At 67.4% G+C, this 13,997-nt stretch carries 19 protein-coding genes; 12 read left to right on the forward strand and 7 right to left on the reverse strand.

From position 1 onward, the window contains the following. Nucleotides 1-6: 6 nt before the first annotated feature. Complete coding sequence (locus RJ1_RS27210) at nt 7-228, reverse strand: hypothetical protein (protein WP_240319829.1); 222 nt, start codon at nt 226-228, stop codon at nt 7-9. A gap of 9 nt (nt 229-237) precedes the next feature. Between RJ1_RS27210 and RJ1_RS48940 the strand changes: the two genes are divergently transcribed. After that, complete coding sequence (locus tag RJ1_RS48940) at nt 238-420, forward strand: hypothetical protein (protein WP_338049582.1); 183 nt, start codon at nt 238-240, stop codon at nt 418-420. Here the strand turns inward: RJ1_RS48940 and RJ1_RS27220 are convergent. Further along, nucleotides 383-1,162 (reverse strand): pirin family protein, encoded by a 780-nt coding sequence (locus RJ1_RS27220; RefSeq protein ID WP_073365639.1) that lies wholly within the window; start codon nt 1,160-1,162, stop codon nt 383-385. The two genes, RJ1_RS48940 and RJ1_RS27220, sit on opposite strands and share 38 nt — an antisense overlap. 22 nt (nt 1,163-1,184) lie before the next feature. After that, nucleotides 1,185-1,694: a VOC family protein gene (locus tag RJ1_RS27225; RefSeq protein ID WP_073365640.1), complete on the reverse strand. Its 510-nt coding sequence runs from the start codon at nt 1,692-1,694 to the stop codon at nt 1,185-1,187. 100 nt (nt 1,695-1,794) lie between these two features. Between RJ1_RS27225 and RJ1_RS27230 the strand changes: the two genes are divergently transcribed. The 4 genes from RJ1_RS27230 (at nt 1,795) to RJ1_RS27245 (ending at nt 3,846) form a co-directional block, all read left to right on the forward strand. After that, on the forward strand, nt 1,795-2,256 hold the full coding sequence (locus RJ1_RS27230; RefSeq protein ID WP_073365641.1) for a MarR family winged helix-turn-helix transcriptional regulator: 462 nt from the start codon (nt 1,795-1,797) through the stop codon (nt 2,254-2,256). Nucleotides 2,257-2,279: 23 nt separating this feature from the next. After that, nucleotides 2,280-2,756, forward strand: coding sequence for a carboxymuconolactone decarboxylase family protein (locus RJ1_RS27235; protein WP_073365642.1), 477 nt, complete (start codon nt 2,280-2,282; stop codon nt 2,754-2,756). Between the two features lie 125 nt (nt 2,757-2,881). Next, nucleotides 2,882-3,436, forward strand: a complete 555-nt coding sequence (locus RJ1_RS27240) for a YceI family protein (RefSeq protein ID WP_073362530.1) — start codon at nt 2,882-2,884, stop codon at nt 3,434-3,436. Between the two features lie 170 nt (nt 3,437-3,606). After that, a complete protein-coding gene (locus tag RJ1_RS27245) occupies nt 3,607-3,846 on the forward strand; it encodes a DUF6400 family protein (RefSeq protein WP_073365643.1) in 240 nt (79 codons plus the stop codon). A 241-nt stretch (nt 3,847-4,087) separates the two neighbouring features. On the opposite strand, the gene RJ1_RS27255 is transcribed toward RJ1_RS27245, so the two are convergent. Next, nucleotides 4,088-4,870, reverse strand: a complete 783-nt coding sequence (locus tag RJ1_RS27255) for an IclR family transcriptional regulator (protein ID WP_073365645.1) — start codon at nt 4,868-4,870, stop codon at nt 4,088-4,090. Nucleotides 4,871-5,069: 199 nt separating this feature from the next. On the opposite strand from RJ1_RS27255, the gene RJ1_RS27260 reads away from it, so the two are divergent. Genes RJ1_RS27260 through RJ1_RS27270 form a run of 3 tightly spaced genes read left to right on the forward strand, consistent with a single transcriptional unit; the run spans nt 5,070 to nt 7,728 of the window. Then, on the forward strand, nt 5,070-5,837 hold the full coding sequence (locus RJ1_RS27260) for a CoA transferase subunit A (protein ID WP_073365646.1): 768 nt from the start codon (nt 5,070-5,072) through the stop codon (nt 5,835-5,837). Further along, on the forward strand, nt 5,834-6,496 hold the full coding sequence (locus RJ1_RS27265; RefSeq protein WP_073365647.1) for a 3-oxoacid CoA-transferase subunit B: 663 nt from the start codon (nt 5,834-5,836) through the stop codon (nt 6,494-6,496). Before RJ1_RS27260 ends, RJ1_RS27265 begins: the two co-directional genes overlap by 4 nt. A gap of 32 nt (nt 6,497-6,528) precedes the next feature. Further along, entirely contained in the window at nt 6,529-7,728 is a 1,200-nt protein-coding gene (locus tag RJ1_RS27270) for an acetyl-CoA C-acetyltransferase (protein ID WP_073365648.1), read from the forward strand. Nucleotides 7,729-7,776: 48 nt separating this feature from the next. Here RJ1_RS27270 and RJ1_RS27275 read toward each other — a convergent pair whose 3' ends face one another. Together RJ1_RS27275 and RJ1_RS27280 are read right to left on the reverse strand one after the other, a co-directional pair. Further along, nucleotides 7,777-8,439 carry an enoyl-CoA hydratase/isomerase family protein gene (locus tag RJ1_RS27275; protein ID WP_073365649.1) on the reverse strand — a complete coding sequence of 221 codons (663 nt, stop codon included), beginning with the start codon at nt 8,437-8,439 and terminating at the stop codon, nt 7,777-7,779. Continuing rightward, nucleotides 8,439-9,095, reverse strand: coding sequence for a TetR family transcriptional regulator (locus tag RJ1_RS27280; RefSeq protein ID WP_073365650.1), 657 nt, complete (start codon nt 9,093-9,095; stop codon nt 8,439-8,441). Before RJ1_RS27280 ends, RJ1_RS27275 begins: the two co-directional genes overlap by 1 nt. A gap of 177 nt (nt 9,096-9,272) precedes the next feature. On the opposite strand from RJ1_RS27280, the gene RJ1_RS27285 reads away from it, so the two are divergent. From RJ1_RS27285 to RJ1_RS27300, 4 genes are read left to right on the forward strand one after another with little or no spacing between them, the layout of a single operon-like run. Continuing rightward, nucleotides 9,273-10,691, forward strand: coding sequence for a sugar porter family MFS transporter (locus tag RJ1_RS27285; RefSeq protein WP_240319830.1), 1,419 nt, complete (start codon nt 9,273-9,275; stop codon nt 10,689-10,691). A 37-nt stretch (nt 10,692-10,728) separates the two neighbouring features. Further along, nucleotides 10,729-11,088 (forward strand): universal stress protein, encoded by a 360-nt coding sequence (locus RJ1_RS27290; protein WP_073365652.1) that lies wholly within the window; start codon nt 10,729-10,731, stop codon nt 11,086-11,088. An 8-nt stretch (nt 11,089-11,096) separates the two neighbouring features. After that, the gene (locus RJ1_RS27295; RefSeq protein WP_073365653.1) at nt 11,097-12,281 is read left to right on the forward strand and encodes a Gfo/Idh/MocA family protein; all 1,185 of its coding nucleotides are present in this window, start codon (nt 11,097-11,099) and stop codon (nt 12,279-12,281) included. 1 nt (nt 12,282) lies between these two features. Continuing rightward, nucleotides 12,283-13,284: a Gfo/Idh/MocA family protein gene (locus RJ1_RS27300; protein WP_073365654.1), complete on the forward strand. Its 1,002-nt coding sequence runs from the start codon at nt 12,283-12,285 to the stop codon at nt 13,282-13,284. An 8-nt stretch (nt 13,285-13,292) separates the two neighbouring features. On the opposite strand, the gene RJ1_RS27305 is transcribed toward RJ1_RS27300, so the two are convergent. Beyond that, nucleotides 13,293-13,964, reverse strand: coding sequence for a nucleoside/nucleotide kinase family protein (locus tag RJ1_RS27305; protein WP_073365655.1), 672 nt, complete (start codon nt 13,962-13,964; stop codon nt 13,293-13,295). Nucleotides 13,965-13,997: the final 33 nt, after the last annotated feature.

The raw sequence follows: 13,997 nt of genomic DNA on the forward strand, positions 1-13,997 counted from the left end.
CTTAGGTCACTGCCTGTCGGGCACTGTAGCAGCTTCGGCAACGCGAACGGAAGAACCGGATTCCGCCTCGCCCGCGCCGGTCAGCGCGGCAGCCAGCCGCGTGGCATGCCTGCGGACACCCTCGACGATGTCGACAGCCCCGTCGCTGAGCACCCACTGCAACTGCAAGCCGTCGCTCACCGCGATGCACTCGCGGGCGAGCGCCGGGTAGTCCAGCGAGGCCGGCATTACGGAACCATGGTGGTGAACTGGCGGATCGCCGACGACCTCTTCACGCTGACCCTGACCTTGCCGGGAGGCAGCGAATGCGAACTCCGACTGGGCGATACCACCGAACTCCTTCGCGCGGGGACATACTCGCGCACCTGCCCCGCCACTCGCGTCACCCGGCGATTGTCGCGTGCATCTCCCACACGATGACCTCGGCGCCGGTGTCGGTGGTCAGTTGCTGACCGCCGCCGCCGCTGAGCCGCACGGCGTCACCCTCGGCGAGAATGCCGAGGCCTTCCATCGACGCTTCGCCGCGCGCGACGAACACGTGGAGGAACGGGGCGTCGGGCAGGGTGACCGGCGCCTGTCCGGGCTGCATGCGGGCGACATGCATTGCGGCGTACTTGTTCTTGATCCGGATCGCCGAATGGTCGGCGTGGTCGGGGATGCCCGACGCGACAGGTACGAGTCCCCCGGCAAGCAATTCGTGGTCGATTTCGAGTTGCTCGTAGCCGGGTGTGATGCCGGCTTCGTCGGGCACGACCCACATCTGGACGAAGTGGACCGGATCGCTGTGCTCGTCGGTGCCACCGTTCAGCCGCCACGAGTCGTTCTTCTCCGAGTGCAGGATCCCGGTGCCCGCGCTCATGCGCTGGGCGAGGCCCGGGTAGATGACCCCTGAATGCCCCATCGAGTCCTGGTGCACCAGCGAACCCTGGAGCACCCAGGTGACGATCTCCATGTCCTGATGTGGGTGGGTGTCGAATCCCTGCCCCGGCACGACGATGTCGTCGTTGTTGACCATCAGCACCCCGTGGTGGGTGTTGGCCGGGTCGTAGTGGTGGCTGAACGAGAAGGAGTGCTTGGAATCCAGCCAGCCGCCCGCCTGAGTCATGAAGCGGTCGGCGGCTCGGCGGACATCCACGCGGGGCGGGGTGAGGGCGGCAGTCATGGGCGTTGCCTTTCCAGGATTGTCACAGAACGTGTGAGCCGTACATTTCGCCGAGCGGGTCGGCGATGAGTTCGAGGCGGGCGCCGTCCGGGTCGCGGAAGTACATCGACACCTCACTGTGTTCGACGAGTTCGACGCCGGCGTCGATCAGTTTCGTGCGCAGGTGTTCCCACCGGTCGGGTTCGACGCTGATCGCGATGTGGTGGAGTCCGCCGAGCACTTCCTGATACGGACCGATGTCGAGGCCCGGGAAGTCGAAGAACGCGAGCAGGTTGCCGTTGCCGATGTCGAAGAAGAAATGCGAAGACCCGGGGTAGTCCCGGTTCTCGATCAGTTCGGTCAGCGGAAACTCGAGCAGATCCTGATAGAACCGGACGGTGCGCTCGACGTCGCTGCTGATCAGCGCGGTGTGGTGGAGTCCGCGGGCCGAGGATGCGGGCCTCGACGACACCGGCTGCAGGTGCTCGGCGCGAATCCGGTCGCGTTGCGCCGCGAATCTCTGCGAACGCTCCTGCTCGTCTGTGGTGCTCATTGCCCTGCCCCTCTCCACGGAGCGCAGTAGTTGCGCTTTCAACTACCACCACCATACAGCAAGTAGTTGCGCTGTCAACTACTTCGGCTATGCTGGTGGCGTGGAACCGACCAGATGGCTCAGCGCCGAAGAACAGAACACCTGGCGCGCCTACCTGGACGCGACGCGCCTACTCCTGCAGGCGCTCGATCGGCAGCTCACCCGAGACGCAAGCATCTCGTTCACCGACTTCGAACTCCTCGTCGTGCTGTCGGAGGCGCCCCACCGGCAAATGCGGATGCGCGAACTCGCCGACGCGGTCACCACCACCCGCAGCGGCGTGACCCGGGCCATCAGCCGCCTGGTCGATGCCGGATGGGTGCGGCGCGTCGAGTGCGAGGACGACAGGCGCGGAACACTCGCCGAACTGACCGACGCCGGCGCGGAGAAGCTCGCTGCGGCCAGCCCCGGACATGTGGCGGAGGTGCGCCGGAACATGTTCGACCTGCTCAGCCCACGAGACGTCACTCTCCTCGGCCACGACTTCAGCGAAATGCGCGCCCATCTGCTGGAGAACCCCTGAGTCGCACACCGGAAAGGCTGGTCATGAGTAGCACGTCAGCGGAGAACGACCACGTTCACATCGACACCCAGAGCCCGGCCGTCTACCAGGCGCAGATCGCCGTCGCCAAGGCCATCCGCCACGAGGCCAGGGAGGCCGGGTTCGACAGGCGATTCGTCGAACTGATCAACGTGCGCGTGTCCCAGATCAACCGCTGCGCGTACTGCCTGGACGTCCACGTCGCCGCGGCGCTGGTGGCGGGCGAGACCCAGCAGCGCCTCGCGGTCCTGCCCGCCTGGCGGGAAACCACGCTGTTCTCCGACCGCGAGGTCGCGGCGCTCACCCTGGCCGAGTCGGTCACCACCCTCCCCGATACCCACACGCAGGAGAGCGACTACTCCTTCGCGCGGCGGTTCCTGTCCGAGCGGGAGATGTCGGCGGTGAGCTGGATTGCCGTCACGATGAACGCCTTCAACCGGATCTCCATCGTCAGCCACCATCCGGTCCGGCCGAAGCAGTAACACCGCAGTTCACCTGCATTTCCCAGATTTTAGTTGACTCCGCAACCACTTCGGTCTACCTTAGTAGTTGCAGATTCAATTACTTCATTGTTTCGAGTGCTCGTTCGACAGCCCAAGGAGTTTTCATGACCACCGCCACCGCCACCCTGCCCAACCTCACCGCCGGAACCTGGACCATCGACTCGGTCCACTCCACCGTCGGCTTCTCCGTCCGCCACCTGATGGTCAGCAAGGTCCGCGGCACGTTCAACGACTTCACCGGCGCGATCACCGTCGCCGAAGACGGCACCGCCACCGTCACCGCCGACATCCAGGTGGCGTCCATCGACACCAAGAACACCGACCGCGACGCCCACATCAAGTCGGCCGACTTCTTCGACGCCGAGCAGTACCCCACCGCCACCTTCACCTCCACCGCCGTCCGCGCCAAGGGCGACGACTACGTGGTCGAGGGCGAATTCACGCTCCACGGCGTCACCCGCCCCGTCGAGCTCGCCCTCGAATTCGGCGGCGTCAACCCCGGCATGGGCAACGGCCCGGTCGCCGGCTTCGAAGCCACCACCGTCCTCAACCGCAAGGACTTCGGCATCACCATCGACATGCCCCTCGAAGGCGGCGGCGCCGTCGTCGGCGACAAGATCACCATCACCCTCGAGATCGAGGCCGGCCTCCAGGCCTGACCCTTTCCTCGCAGCGCGCGCCCCGTCATCCACCACTCGGATGGCGGGGCGCGCGTCGTTAAATCGGGGCAACACTTTCGATCGACGTGATCCAGGTCATTGTGATCTTGGTCAGGCTCGAGCAACTCTGACTCCTTCGATATCGGCGACTGCGAAACGAAGGTGATCACATGGGCAGCGAATCCGAACTCTCGTTCGCACTCGACCTCACGCTGGACGAAGCTCGGCGGCGCACCGCTGTACTCGAAGCAATCGGCGAGGACTGGGACCCGGTGGCCGTGCTCGCCGAGGAAGAGCGGGCCTACGACATGCTCTACAGCGGTCTCGACCCCGAGCAGCAGCGCATCTACGACGAGCTGGTCCAGGCGGGTGTGCTCCCGGATCGGACGGTGGGCCGTGTTACCGATTGATCCGACCGCGGACTTCTCCCGTCGCGCCTGGTTGCCCTGCCCGGGCTGCGACCACGGCTCGGACTGCCGCGACTGCGGGTCGGGCCGCAACTGCGACCGGCACTGGCAGTACCTGCTGAGCAATCAGGGGACCCACGTCCACCTGCAGTGCCCCGACTGCGCGCACCTGTGGAACATCGATACCCGCCACGGACGGCCGCGGCGGCGACCGAAGGCGGCGTAGCGGCCGTTCCGCCTCGTCTCACCCTCGACTGCGCGGCCTGTCGGTGAGCAGTTGGGTGAGCCGGTGCGCCTCGCGGAGGAGGAGTTCTCCCAGTTCCCGGCGTCGCTCCTCGCGGAACCGGCTTTCGACACCGGTGATGCTCAGGGCCCACGCCGGCGATCCCTGGGCGTCGAAGACGGCGGCGCCCATTCCCCAGCTGCCCTCGACGAGGAGTCCGGGGTTGACTGCGTACCCGTTGAGGCGTGTCTCCGCGATGCGGTCGGCGATCTCGTCCCGGCTGTGCCGGTTCCCCCACTGGCCGGTGACGTCCGCGCGGGTCAGATAGTCGTCGACCTCGCGGTCCGGCATGTGCGACAGGATGACCAACCCTGCCGACGCCACCCCGAGCGGGAGGCGGATGCCGACGTACAGCACGTGCGAACGCAGCGGGAAGCTGCCTTCCTCACTGGCGATGCACACCGTCTCGTCGCCGCGACGGGCCGACAGGTAGGCGCTCTCGCCAGTCTCGCGGGCGAGGTCACGCAAGATGCCGCGGGACCGGTCGGTGATGTCGTACCGACTCGCGGCGAGTGATCCGAGGAGATACAGCTCGGGGCCGAGCGACCATTTGCCCGACTTCTGGTCGCGGTCGACCAGCCCCTCCTCGGCGAGGGAGACGAGCAGGCGATGCACCGTGGGACGCGCGAGACCGGTCTCGCGTGCCAGTGCGGTCGTCGAGGATCCCGACGTGTCGAGGGCTCCGATGGCCCGGAGGAGGGCACTCACCCGTTGGATCACCTGCGGCCGCTGCGCGTCGTCCATCACCGCAGTATACGTCCACTGAGTGAACACTCGCGTCCGCAACGTCCAGACCGTGATCACTGTCGCCGAATCCCTTGAAATGCATGCAGAGACCCTTTTTAGTGGAGTGGAACACCCCACGTACCAACGTCCACTCAATGGACGAACTGTCGCGGGAAAGAGGTTTCGCCGGGTTCGGCGGCCAGAAGAAAGGATGCACATGGGATCGAGAGTGTTCGACACCCCGGAAGCAGCTGTCGCGGACGTGTCCGACGGCGCGACGATCGCCGTCGGCGGGTTCGGCCTGTGCGGAATCCCCGACGCACTGATCCGCGCGCTCGCCGACTCGGGTGTCGGCAACCTCGAGGTCTACTCCAACAACTGCGGTGTGGACGACCACGGGCTCGGAATTCTGCTCGGCGCCCGTCAGATTCGCCGCGTCACCGCGTCGTACGTCGGCGAGAACAAGGAGTTCGCCCGCCAGTACCTGGCCGGTGAACTCGAGGTGGAGCTGACCCCGCAGGGCACCCTGGCCGAACGTCTGCGCGCCGGCGGAGCGGGCATCCCCGCCTTCTTCACCCCCGCCGGGGTCGGAAGCCCCGTCGCCGACGGTGGCCTGCCCTGGCGTTACGCCGACGACGGCTCGGTCGCGCTCGCGTCGCCCCCGAAGGAGACCCGCGTCTTCGGCGACAAGCGCTACGTCCTCGAACTCGGCATCACCGCCGACTTCGCGCTCGTCCACGCACTGCGCGGCGATACCGCCGGCAACCTGGTGTTCGACAAGACGGCCCTGAACTTCAACCCCCTCGCCGCGATGGCCGGCAAGGTCACCATCGCGCAGGTCGAGGAACTCGTCCCCGCCGGCACCATCGACCCCGCGCAGGTGCACCTGCCCGGAGTCTTCGTTCAACGCATCGTCGAGACCGGCCCTCAGAACAAGCGGATCGAGAAGCGGACAGTCAGCAGCACGGAAGGAGCCACTCGATGACCGGCACCAACGGATGGACACGTGAGCAGATGGCCGCCCGCGCGGCCGCGGAAATGGTCGACGGCGAGTACGTCAACCTCGGCATCGGCCTTCCGACGCTCATTCCCGGGTACCTCGGCACCGACGTGAACGTCACCCTCCACTCGGAGAACGGGATCCTCGGCACCGGCCCGTACCCGACCGAGGAGAACATCGACGCCGACCTGATCAACGCGGGCAAGGAAACGGTCACCGTGAACGCCGGCGCCGCGTTCTTCGACTCCGCGTTGTCGTTCGGCATGATCCGCGGCGGCCACATCGACACCGCCGTCCTCGGCGGCATGCAGGTCTCCCGCACCGGCGACCTCGCCAACTGGATGGTCCCCGGAAAGATGGTCAAGGGCATGGGCGGCGCGATGGACCTCGTGCACGGCGCCAGCCGCGTCATCGTCCTCATGGAACACACCGACCGCGACGGCAACCCCAAGATCCTCGACACCTGCACCCTGCCGCTGACCGGCCAGGGCGTCGTCAACCGGATCATCACCAACCTCGCCGTCATCGACGTGGTCGGCGACGGCACCCTCGCCCTGCGTGAGATCGCCCCCGGCGTCACCGTCGACGACGTCGTCGCGGCCACCGGAGCCCCCCTCGATATCCGCGAATCCGTTCTCGTCTGAACGACATTCGTCACTACCTGAAGGACACTTTCATGACTTCTTCCACCAGGTCCGTCATCGTCGCCGGCGCCCGGACCCCGGTCGGCCGCCTCACCGGTTCGCTGTCCAGCCTGTCCGGATCCGACCTCGGCGGCATCGCTATCAAGGGCGCCCTCGACAAGGCCGGGGTGGCGCCGGAACTGGTGGAGTACGTGATCATGGGGCAGGTCCTCACCGCCGGCGCCGGTCAGATCCCGGCCCGGCAGGCGGCGGTCGCGGCGGGCATCCCGATGTCGGTGCCCGCCGTGACCGTCAACAAGGTGTGCCTGTCGGGTCTCGACGCCATCGCCCTCGCCGACCAGCTGATCCGCGCCGGCGAGTTCGACGTCGTCGTCGCCGGTGGGCAGGAGTCGATGTCCCAGGCACCGCACCTGCTCCCCGGTTCCCGGGGCGGTTTCAAGTACGGCGACACCGCTCTCGTCGACCACCTCGCCTACGACGGCCTGTACGACATTTTCACCGACCAGGCGATGGGCGCGCTGACCGAGGACCGGAACGCGAACACCGACAAGATCGGTCGCGAAGAGCAGGACGCATTCGCCGCCGCCTCACATCAGCGCGCCGCAGCAGCGTGGAAGAACGGACTCTTCGACGACGAGGTCGTTCCCGTGTCCATCCCGCAGCGCAAGGGCGATCCGCTCGTCGTCACCGAGGACGAGGGGATCCGCGCCGACACCACCGCCGAGTCGCTGTCGAAGCTGCGGCCCGCATTCAGCAAGAACGGCACCGTCACCGCGGGTTCCGCGTCGCAGATCTCCGACGGCGCCGCGGCCGTCGTGGTGATGAGCAAGGCCAAGGCCGAGGAACTCGGACTCGAATGGCTCGCCGAGATCGGCGCCCACGGCGTCGTCGCCGGACCGGACTCGACGCTCCAGCAGCAGCCCGCCAACGCGATCGACAAGGCCTGCGCCCGTGAGGGTCTCGACCCCTCGGCCCTCGACCTCGTCGAGATCAACGAGGCGTTCGCCGCCGTCGGCATCGAGTCGACCCGGCAACTCGGGGTCGATCCGTCGAGGGTCAATGTCAACGGCGGTGCCATCGCGATCGGGCACCCGCTCGGCATGTCCGGGGCACGCGTCGTGCTGCACCTCGCACTCGAGCTGAAACGACGCGGCGGCGGAACCGGTGCCGCTGCCCTCTGCGGCGGCGGCGGACAGGGCGACGCCCTGATCCTCCACGTGCCGGGAGAGTGACCATCACTCTCGCGCAGTAGGTTTCACCGCGCAGTTGGTTTCACGTCGTCATGATCGACCCGCTGCGAGGGCGGTGACGACCGGCGCGAACATGGTGGCCTTGATCGCACCGAGCGTGCCGGAGTCCTTCCCCGCGAGCGGGGTGATCAGGTCGACGGCGGCGGACAGGACCGCACCTTCGGGTGCGGTCCCGTCGACCAGCCCACCGGTGTGCGCTTCGGCGCCGCCGTAACGATGACCGGTGGTCATCGCGGTGATCGCGGTCTGCGGCCTCAGCTTGGCCTGGATCAGCGCCGCCATTCCCGGGGTGAACGGAATGTGGATGTCGACCTCGGGGAAGCAGTAGTACCCACGATCCGAACGCATCACGCGGTAGTCGTGGGCGATTCCGAGCATGGCACCGGCGCCGAACGCGTGCCCGTTCACAGCGGCGACCGTCGGCAGCGGCAACGTCAGAATGCGGCTGAACAGGGCCTGGACGCGCCCGACGTACCAGTCGGCGCGGTCGCCGTTGGCCATCAGCCAGTCCAGGTCGAGACCGTTGGAGTAGAACTTCCCCGTTGCCGTGGTGACCAGGGCCTGCGCCCCGTGCTCGTGTGCATCGTCGAGGAGCCGGTCGACCGTGTCGAGCCATTCGAGGGAAAACCGGTTCTCGTCGTCGCCGAAGTCGAGAACGGCGATCTTGTCCCGGTAGGTCAGCGTGGCAGTCATCAGGAGCCTTTCGTGTTGCTGTCGTGACGTTTCCCCGGAGGCGGGGGGTCGAGGGTGAGGACGGCGCGGACCGCCGTTTCCAGTCGTTGACGCATCGCGGCGTCCGGTTTTCGCCGGGCCTGAAGCAACAGTCCGGTGGGGAGTCCGACGACGCACGCTTCGATCACCTCGACCGCGCGCCCGTCCTTGCGCCCCCACAGCGCCCGCGCCAACCGGACGAACAGTTCGACGAGGACGGAATCGAGCCGCGTCAACTCGCCGGCGACATCGTCGGGAACGTCCGATCCGAGCAGTTCGTCGCGGCGCACGGTGAGAAGGAACCGCGACGACTGCGGGAACTGCTCCGCGAAGACGGCCGGGGTGTCGGCTGCCGCGACGACGGCATCCACCGCGGCGGCCCTGCCGTCTGCGCCATCCTGCCCCAGCGCCTGCTCGACAGACTCCTGCTGCAGGCCGAGAAATCGGTGCGCTGCCCGCAACCACGCGCGCCCGACCAACCCTCCCCGCGACCCGAAGGCGTGATAGATCGCGCCGTTGGACATCTCCGTGGCGGCGGCGACCGCGCGCAGCGTCACGGCGCTCGGACCGCCCTCGACCGCCAGCCGTTCGGCGGTGTCGAGAACGTCGCCGAGATCGTGCACGCGTGGCCTGGGCATACGCCGAACGATAACAGATCATGCGTTCTATTACTCGTCGGTAGGTGGAGGCCGACCATGCCGTGTGCGCCGCCCGATGATGGGCTTCCCGTTGTGCCCCGAGTCACAATGGGTTAACTTTGTTCGGACATAAACACATTACGTGTTCTGCACATGGAATACGTCGAGGAGATGTTCATGGCCAGCGATCTCACCCGAACTACCGCCCCGTCCCTGACTGCCGACCCCACCGGGCGGCACTCGCACAGACTCGGCATCATCGCCGTCGTCGCCACCTTCGGCGGCCTGCTCTTCGGATACGACACCGGAGTCATCAACGGCGCACTCGAACCGCTCAAGGAAGACCTCCAGCTCACCTCGTTCACCGAGGGCCTGGTGGTGAGCATCCTGATCTTCGGTGCCGCGATCGGCGCTCTGATCGGCGGACGGATGTCCGATCGGTTCGGACGCCGGCACAACATCTTGGTGCTCGCACTCATCTTCATGGTCGGGACGCTCGGCTGCGTGCTGTCCCCGACATGGGAGGTGCTCGCGCTGTTCCGCTTCATCCTCGGTCTCGCCGTCGGCGGCGCATCCGCCACCGTGCCGGTCTACCTCTCCGAGATCTCCCCTACGGAACGACGCGGCAGCGTGGTCTCCCGCAACGAAGTGATGATCGTCGTCGGACAGTTCGCCGCATTCGTGATCAACGCCATCATCTTCAACATCTGGGGTGAGCACGAGAACGTCTGGCGCTTCATGCTTCTGGTCGCCGTCCTTCCGGCCATCTTCCTGTTCGCCGGAATGCTGCGGATGCCGGAAAGCCCGCGGTGGCTGATGTCACAGGACCGGCACGACGAAGCGCTCGCCGTGCTTCTCCAGGTTCGGTCCCCGGAGCGGGCACGTGCCGAGTTGGAGGAAGTCCGGGCGCTCGCCGAGGAAGAGAAGCTCTCACAGACCGGCGGGGCCGCCGACCTGTCGGTGAAGTGGATCCGCCGCCTCATCTTCATCGGTGTCGGCCTCGGCGTGTTCCAGCAGGCCACCGGCATCAACTCGGTGATGTACTACGGCACCCAGCTGCTCGGCGACGCCGGATTCTCCTCGAACGCCGCCATCGTCGCGAACACCCTCAACGGTCTGTTCAGCGTGCTCGGCGTCCTCACCGGCGTCGCCCTGATCAACCGGATCGACCGTCGGAAGATGCTCATCGGCGGCTTCACCCTCACCACCACGTTCCACCTGCTCGTCGGCCTGTCCGCGTTCCTGCTGCCCGACGGCACCCTCAAGGCCTACCTGATCCTGACGTTCGTGGTGCTGTTCGTCTTCTCGATGCAGGCCACGATCGGCCCCCTGGTGTGGCTGATGCTGTCGGAGATCTTCCCGCTGAAGATCCGCAGCTTCGCCATCGGCGTCTGCATCTTCATGCTGTGGATCGCCAACGCCCTTGTCGCGCTGCTCTTCCCGCCCGTCGTGGCCGCACTGGGAATCGGTGCGACGTTCTTCATCTTTGCAGGACTCGGCGTATTGGCTCTCGTCTTCATCAAAACCCAGGTTCCGGAAACCCGTGGCCGCTCGCTCGAGGAACTCGAAGACCAGTTCCGGCGCGACTACTCGTGACAGTCGCCGCACCACGTCCCCGTGAAAGGTTGATTCCATGACAGTGCTCGTAGCCGTGACCGACTCCTCCGAAGGATCGGAGGCCCTCCTCGCCGGCAAGAAGGAGGCCGCGATGCTGGACACCGACCTCCTGGTGGTGAACCTCTCCCTCACCGAACCCGAAGACGTCCACACCCTCGCAGAAGACGGCGTGACCGTCCTCGACCGGATCGGCCGCGGAGACCGCGATCCCGCGACCGCCGTGCTCGACCTGCTCGAAGAGCGGCCCGACATCGAACGTCTCGTGATCGGGGTCAAACGCCGCAGCGCGGTCGGCAAGGCCCTGCTCGGCAGTGTCAGCCAGCGCCTCATCCTGCAGTCCCCGATCCCCGTGCTCGCAGTGAAAACCCCTCAATAGGAGCCGAGTTGAGCAAGCAAGGAAGCCTGCGACTGGTCGCGGGCATGGTCGGCGGCGGGCAGGGGGCCGACATCGGCACGACCCACCGCTTCGCGATGCGCCTCGACGATCGATACGACCTGCACGCGGGGGTCTTCGGGCGAGACGGCGTCGCATCGGCGCAGCTCGCGGAGAGTCTCGGCGTGCCGGCCGATCGCACCTACCGCGACCACCGGGAGATGGCGGAGCGGGAATCCACACGCGAGGACGGCGTCGACGTGGTCGCCGTGACCACCCCGAACGACAGCCACTTCGACATCGCGCGCACCTTCCTCGAGGCGGGCATCTCGGTGGTGTGCGAGAAGCCCCTCACCCCCGACTCGGCGTCGGCTGCGGAACTGGTCGCGATCGCCGAGTCCTCCGGCGCGATCCTTGCCGTCCCGCACTGCTATTCGGCGTACGCGATGGTCCGGCACGCAGCCCGGATGGTGCGCGACGGCGACCTCGGGCGGATCCGCTTCGCGACGGTCGAGCACGCGTCCGGCTGGGCCGCGACACCACTCGAACTCGGTGAGCACCGGCAGGCACGCTGGCGAACGGACCCGGACGTCGCCGGATTCCCCAGCGTCGTCGGCGATCTCGGCACCCACGCCTTCCACCTGCTGCGCTACATCACCGGGCTCGAAGCCACCCGGGTGTCCGCCGAACTCGACACCCTCGTCCCCGGCCGCCGAGTGTTCGACAACGCCACCGTTCGCCTCACCCTCTCCAACGGGGCACCGGCGACGCTGTGGGCGAGCATGGCCGCCACCGGCCACGAGCACGGCCTGCGCATCCGGATCTTCGGCGACACCGCGAGCATCGAATGGCGACACGAGGACCCCCACCATCTGACGGTGCGCGACCTCGACGGCGGCACGACGATTCTCGCGCAGGGAATGCGCACGCTGTCCGAGGACGCCGCCCGGCTCACCCGGCCCGGCCTGGGACATCCCGAGGGCTTCCTCGAGGCGTTCGCAAACTTCTACCGCGATCTCGCCGACGAACTCCGCGCCCGCCGCGACGGCAACCCCACCACCATCCGTGATCTGTCCTTCCCCACCGGGCGTGACGGGCTGATCGGCGTCCAGTTCGTGGAGGCGACAGCCGCCTCCCACGACGCCGACTCGGCCTGGGTCGTTCCCGCTTCCGCACTCGACAAGGTCGGTATCTGACATGCAACGATTCGCCCTCATCGGAGCCGGATTCATCGGCGGAGTACACGGCGCCAACCTCGCCGCGCACCCCGACGTCGACCTGGCCCTCGTCTTCGACATCGATCTCGCGCGCGCGACGGACCTCGCCAAGAGGCACGGCAGTCGCGCGACCACCGACCTCACGGAAGTCTTCGACCCCACAGCAATCGACGCCGTCTTCATCGCGTCGTCCACCGACACCCACGCAGAGCACCTGCGCCGCGCGGCGACGGCCGGAATCCCGGCCCTGTGCGAGAAGCCCATCGACCTCGACCTCGCGCGGGCCGTCGACATCGTCCGCTTCGCCGACACCCGATCACTCCGGGCGATGGTCGATTTCAACCGCCGCTTCGACCGCGACTACGCCGAACTCCAGCAGGTGGTCGCGTCCGGTGAGATCGGTGCGGTCGAGCTGATCCAGATGACCAGCCGGGGCCCGGCGATGCCGCCGCTCGAGTACATCGCGGTGTCGGGCGGACAGATGCGCGACCAGACCGTCCACTTCTTCGACCTGGCCCGGTGGATCTCGGGACTCGACCCCGAGTCGGTCTTCGCGACCGGATCCACGCTCGCCGAGCCCCGCCTCGCCGACTACGACGACGTCGACACCTCGGCCGTCACCCTGCGCCTGCCCGGCGGCGCACTAGTCCAGATCGACTGCACCCGCCGGATCGGTTACGGATACGACGAACGCATCGAGGTGCTCGGCTCGACGGGGATGGTCGAGGCGCGGCGCCAGCGCGCCGGCGCCGTGTCCCGCTACAGCGCAGGCCGCGTCGTCGACGACGGGTTGCACGCGGGATGGTTCGAACGGATCCGGGCCAGCTACCGCACCGCACTCGACCACTTCGTCGACGCGTTGGAGACCGGCGCCGCCATCGGTCCGACACTGTCGGAAGCCCTGAAGGCGCAGGCGATCGCCGAGGCCGCGACCCGCTCACTGTCCAGCGGCCGGATGGAACAGATCGACTACCCGATCTGAACCACCGGTCACACGGGGTCGCCGAGGACGACGACGTCGGCGCGGGCGCGACTCGGCCACACCAACGCGGTATTCCTCTCGTCGCTGTGCCGCACCCATTTTCGGGCCTCGTCCGGCGACTTGCCGTACCGAATGTGCCGTTCGACGAGGCGCGCCACCCGCTCGTCGTGATCCGGGACGAGGAACCACGCCTCGTCGAGCAGATCGCGCACCGCCGACCAGGGTCCCTCGTCGAGGAGGAGGTAGTTACCCTCGGTGATCACCAGCGGAATGTGCGGCGGGACGGCGAGCGACCCGGCATAGGACTCCTCGACCTCGCGGTGGAACTCGGGGGCGTACACCGTCTCACCGCCGGGTTCCCGCAGGCGGCGCAGCAGCGCCACATAGCCGGCGGCGTCGAACGTGTCGGGTGCGCCCTTGCGTCCGGTCCGGCCGAGCCGGGACAGTTCCGCACCGGACAGGTGGAATCCGTCCATCGGCACGACCACCGCCGACGATCCGAGCGCCGTCAGCACCGCCGCGGCGACGGTGCTCTTACCGGAGCCCGGCGACCCGGCGATGCCGAGCAGCCGGCGCTGTCCCGAGTCGGCGAGCACGCGGGCGCGCGCGATCAGTCCCGGCAGTCCACCTTCATACCGCACCGGACCGCCGGTCGTGCCCGCCCCGTGCTCGTCGTCCATAGGCAGACCGTAGCTCAACCGACATGGATCCCG

It is taken from the genome of Rhodococcus jostii NBRC 16295 (genome assembly GCF_001894825.1).
In the GTDB taxonomy this organism is placed as follows: Bacteria; Actinomycetota; Actinomycetes; order Mycobacteriales; family Mycobacteriaceae; genus Rhodococcus_F; species Rhodococcus_F jostii.

Excerpts from the sequence above, each read along its gene's own strand:
- RJ1_RS27265 (WP_073365647.1), top strand. The coding sequence starts at position 5,834 with ATGACCGGCACCAACGGATGGACACGTGAGCAGATGGCCGCCCGCGCG.
- RJ1_RS27260 (WP_073365646.1), top strand. The coding sequence starts at position 5,070 with ATGGGATCGAGAGTGTTCGACACCCCGGAAGCAGCTGTCGCGGACGTG.
- RJ1_RS48940 (WP_338049582.1), top strand. The coding sequence starts at position 238 with ATGGTGGTGAACTGGCGGATCGCCGACGACCTCTTCACGCTGACCCTG.
- RJ1_RS27275 (WP_073365649.1), bottom strand. The coding sequence starts at position 8,439 with ATGACTGCCACGCTGACCTACCGGGACAAGATCGCCGTTCTCGACTTC.
- RJ1_RS27235 (WP_073365642.1), top strand. The coding sequence starts at position 2,280 with ATGAGTAGCACGTCAGCGGAGAACGACCACGTTCACATCGACACCCAG.
- RJ1_RS27210 (WP_240319829.1), bottom strand. The coding sequence starts at position 228 with ATGCCGGCCTCGCTGGACTACCCGGCGCTCGCCCGCGAGTGCATCGCG.
- RJ1_RS27245 (WP_073365643.1), top strand. The coding sequence starts at position 3,607 with ATGGGCAGCGAATCCGAACTCTCGTTCGCACTCGACCTCACGCTGGAC.
- RJ1_RS27270 (WP_073365648.1), top strand. The coding sequence starts at position 6,529 with ATGACTTCTTCCACCAGGTCCGTCATCGTCGCCGGCGCCCGGACCCCG.
- RJ1_RS27285 (WP_240319830.1), top strand. The coding sequence starts at position 9,273 with ATGGCCAGCGATCTCACCCGAACTACCGCCCCGTCCCTGACTGCCGAC.
- RJ1_RS27300 (WP_073365654.1), top strand. The coding sequence starts at position 12,283 with ATGCAACGATTCGCCCTCATCGGAGCCGGATTCATCGGCGGAGTACAC.
- RJ1_RS27240 (WP_073362530.1), top strand. The coding sequence starts at position 2,882 with ATGACCACCGCCACCGCCACCCTGCCCAACCTCACCGCCGGAACCTGG.
- RJ1_RS27225 (WP_073365640.1), bottom strand. The coding sequence starts at position 1,694 with ATGAGCACCACAGACGAGCAGGAGCGTTCGCAGAGATTCGCGGCGCAA.
- RJ1_RS27290 (WP_073365652.1), top strand. The coding sequence starts at position 10,729 with ATGACAGTGCTCGTAGCCGTGACCGACTCCTCCGAAGGATCGGAGGCC.
- RJ1_RS27255 (WP_073365645.1), bottom strand. The coding sequence starts at position 4,870 with ATGGACGACGCGCAGCGGCCGCAGGTGATCCAACGGGTGAGTGCCCTC.
- RJ1_RS27305 (WP_073365655.1), bottom strand. The coding sequence starts at position 13,964 with ATGGACGACGAGCACGGGGCGGGCACGACCGGCGGTCCGGTGCGGTAT.
- RJ1_RS27220 (WP_073365639.1), bottom strand. The coding sequence starts at position 1,162 with ATGACTGCCGCCCTCACCCCGCCCCGCGTGGATGTCCGCCGAGCCGCC.
- RJ1_RS27280 (WP_073365650.1), bottom strand. The coding sequence starts at position 9,095 with ATGCCCAGGCCACGCGTGCACGATCTCGGCGACGTTCTCGACACCGCC.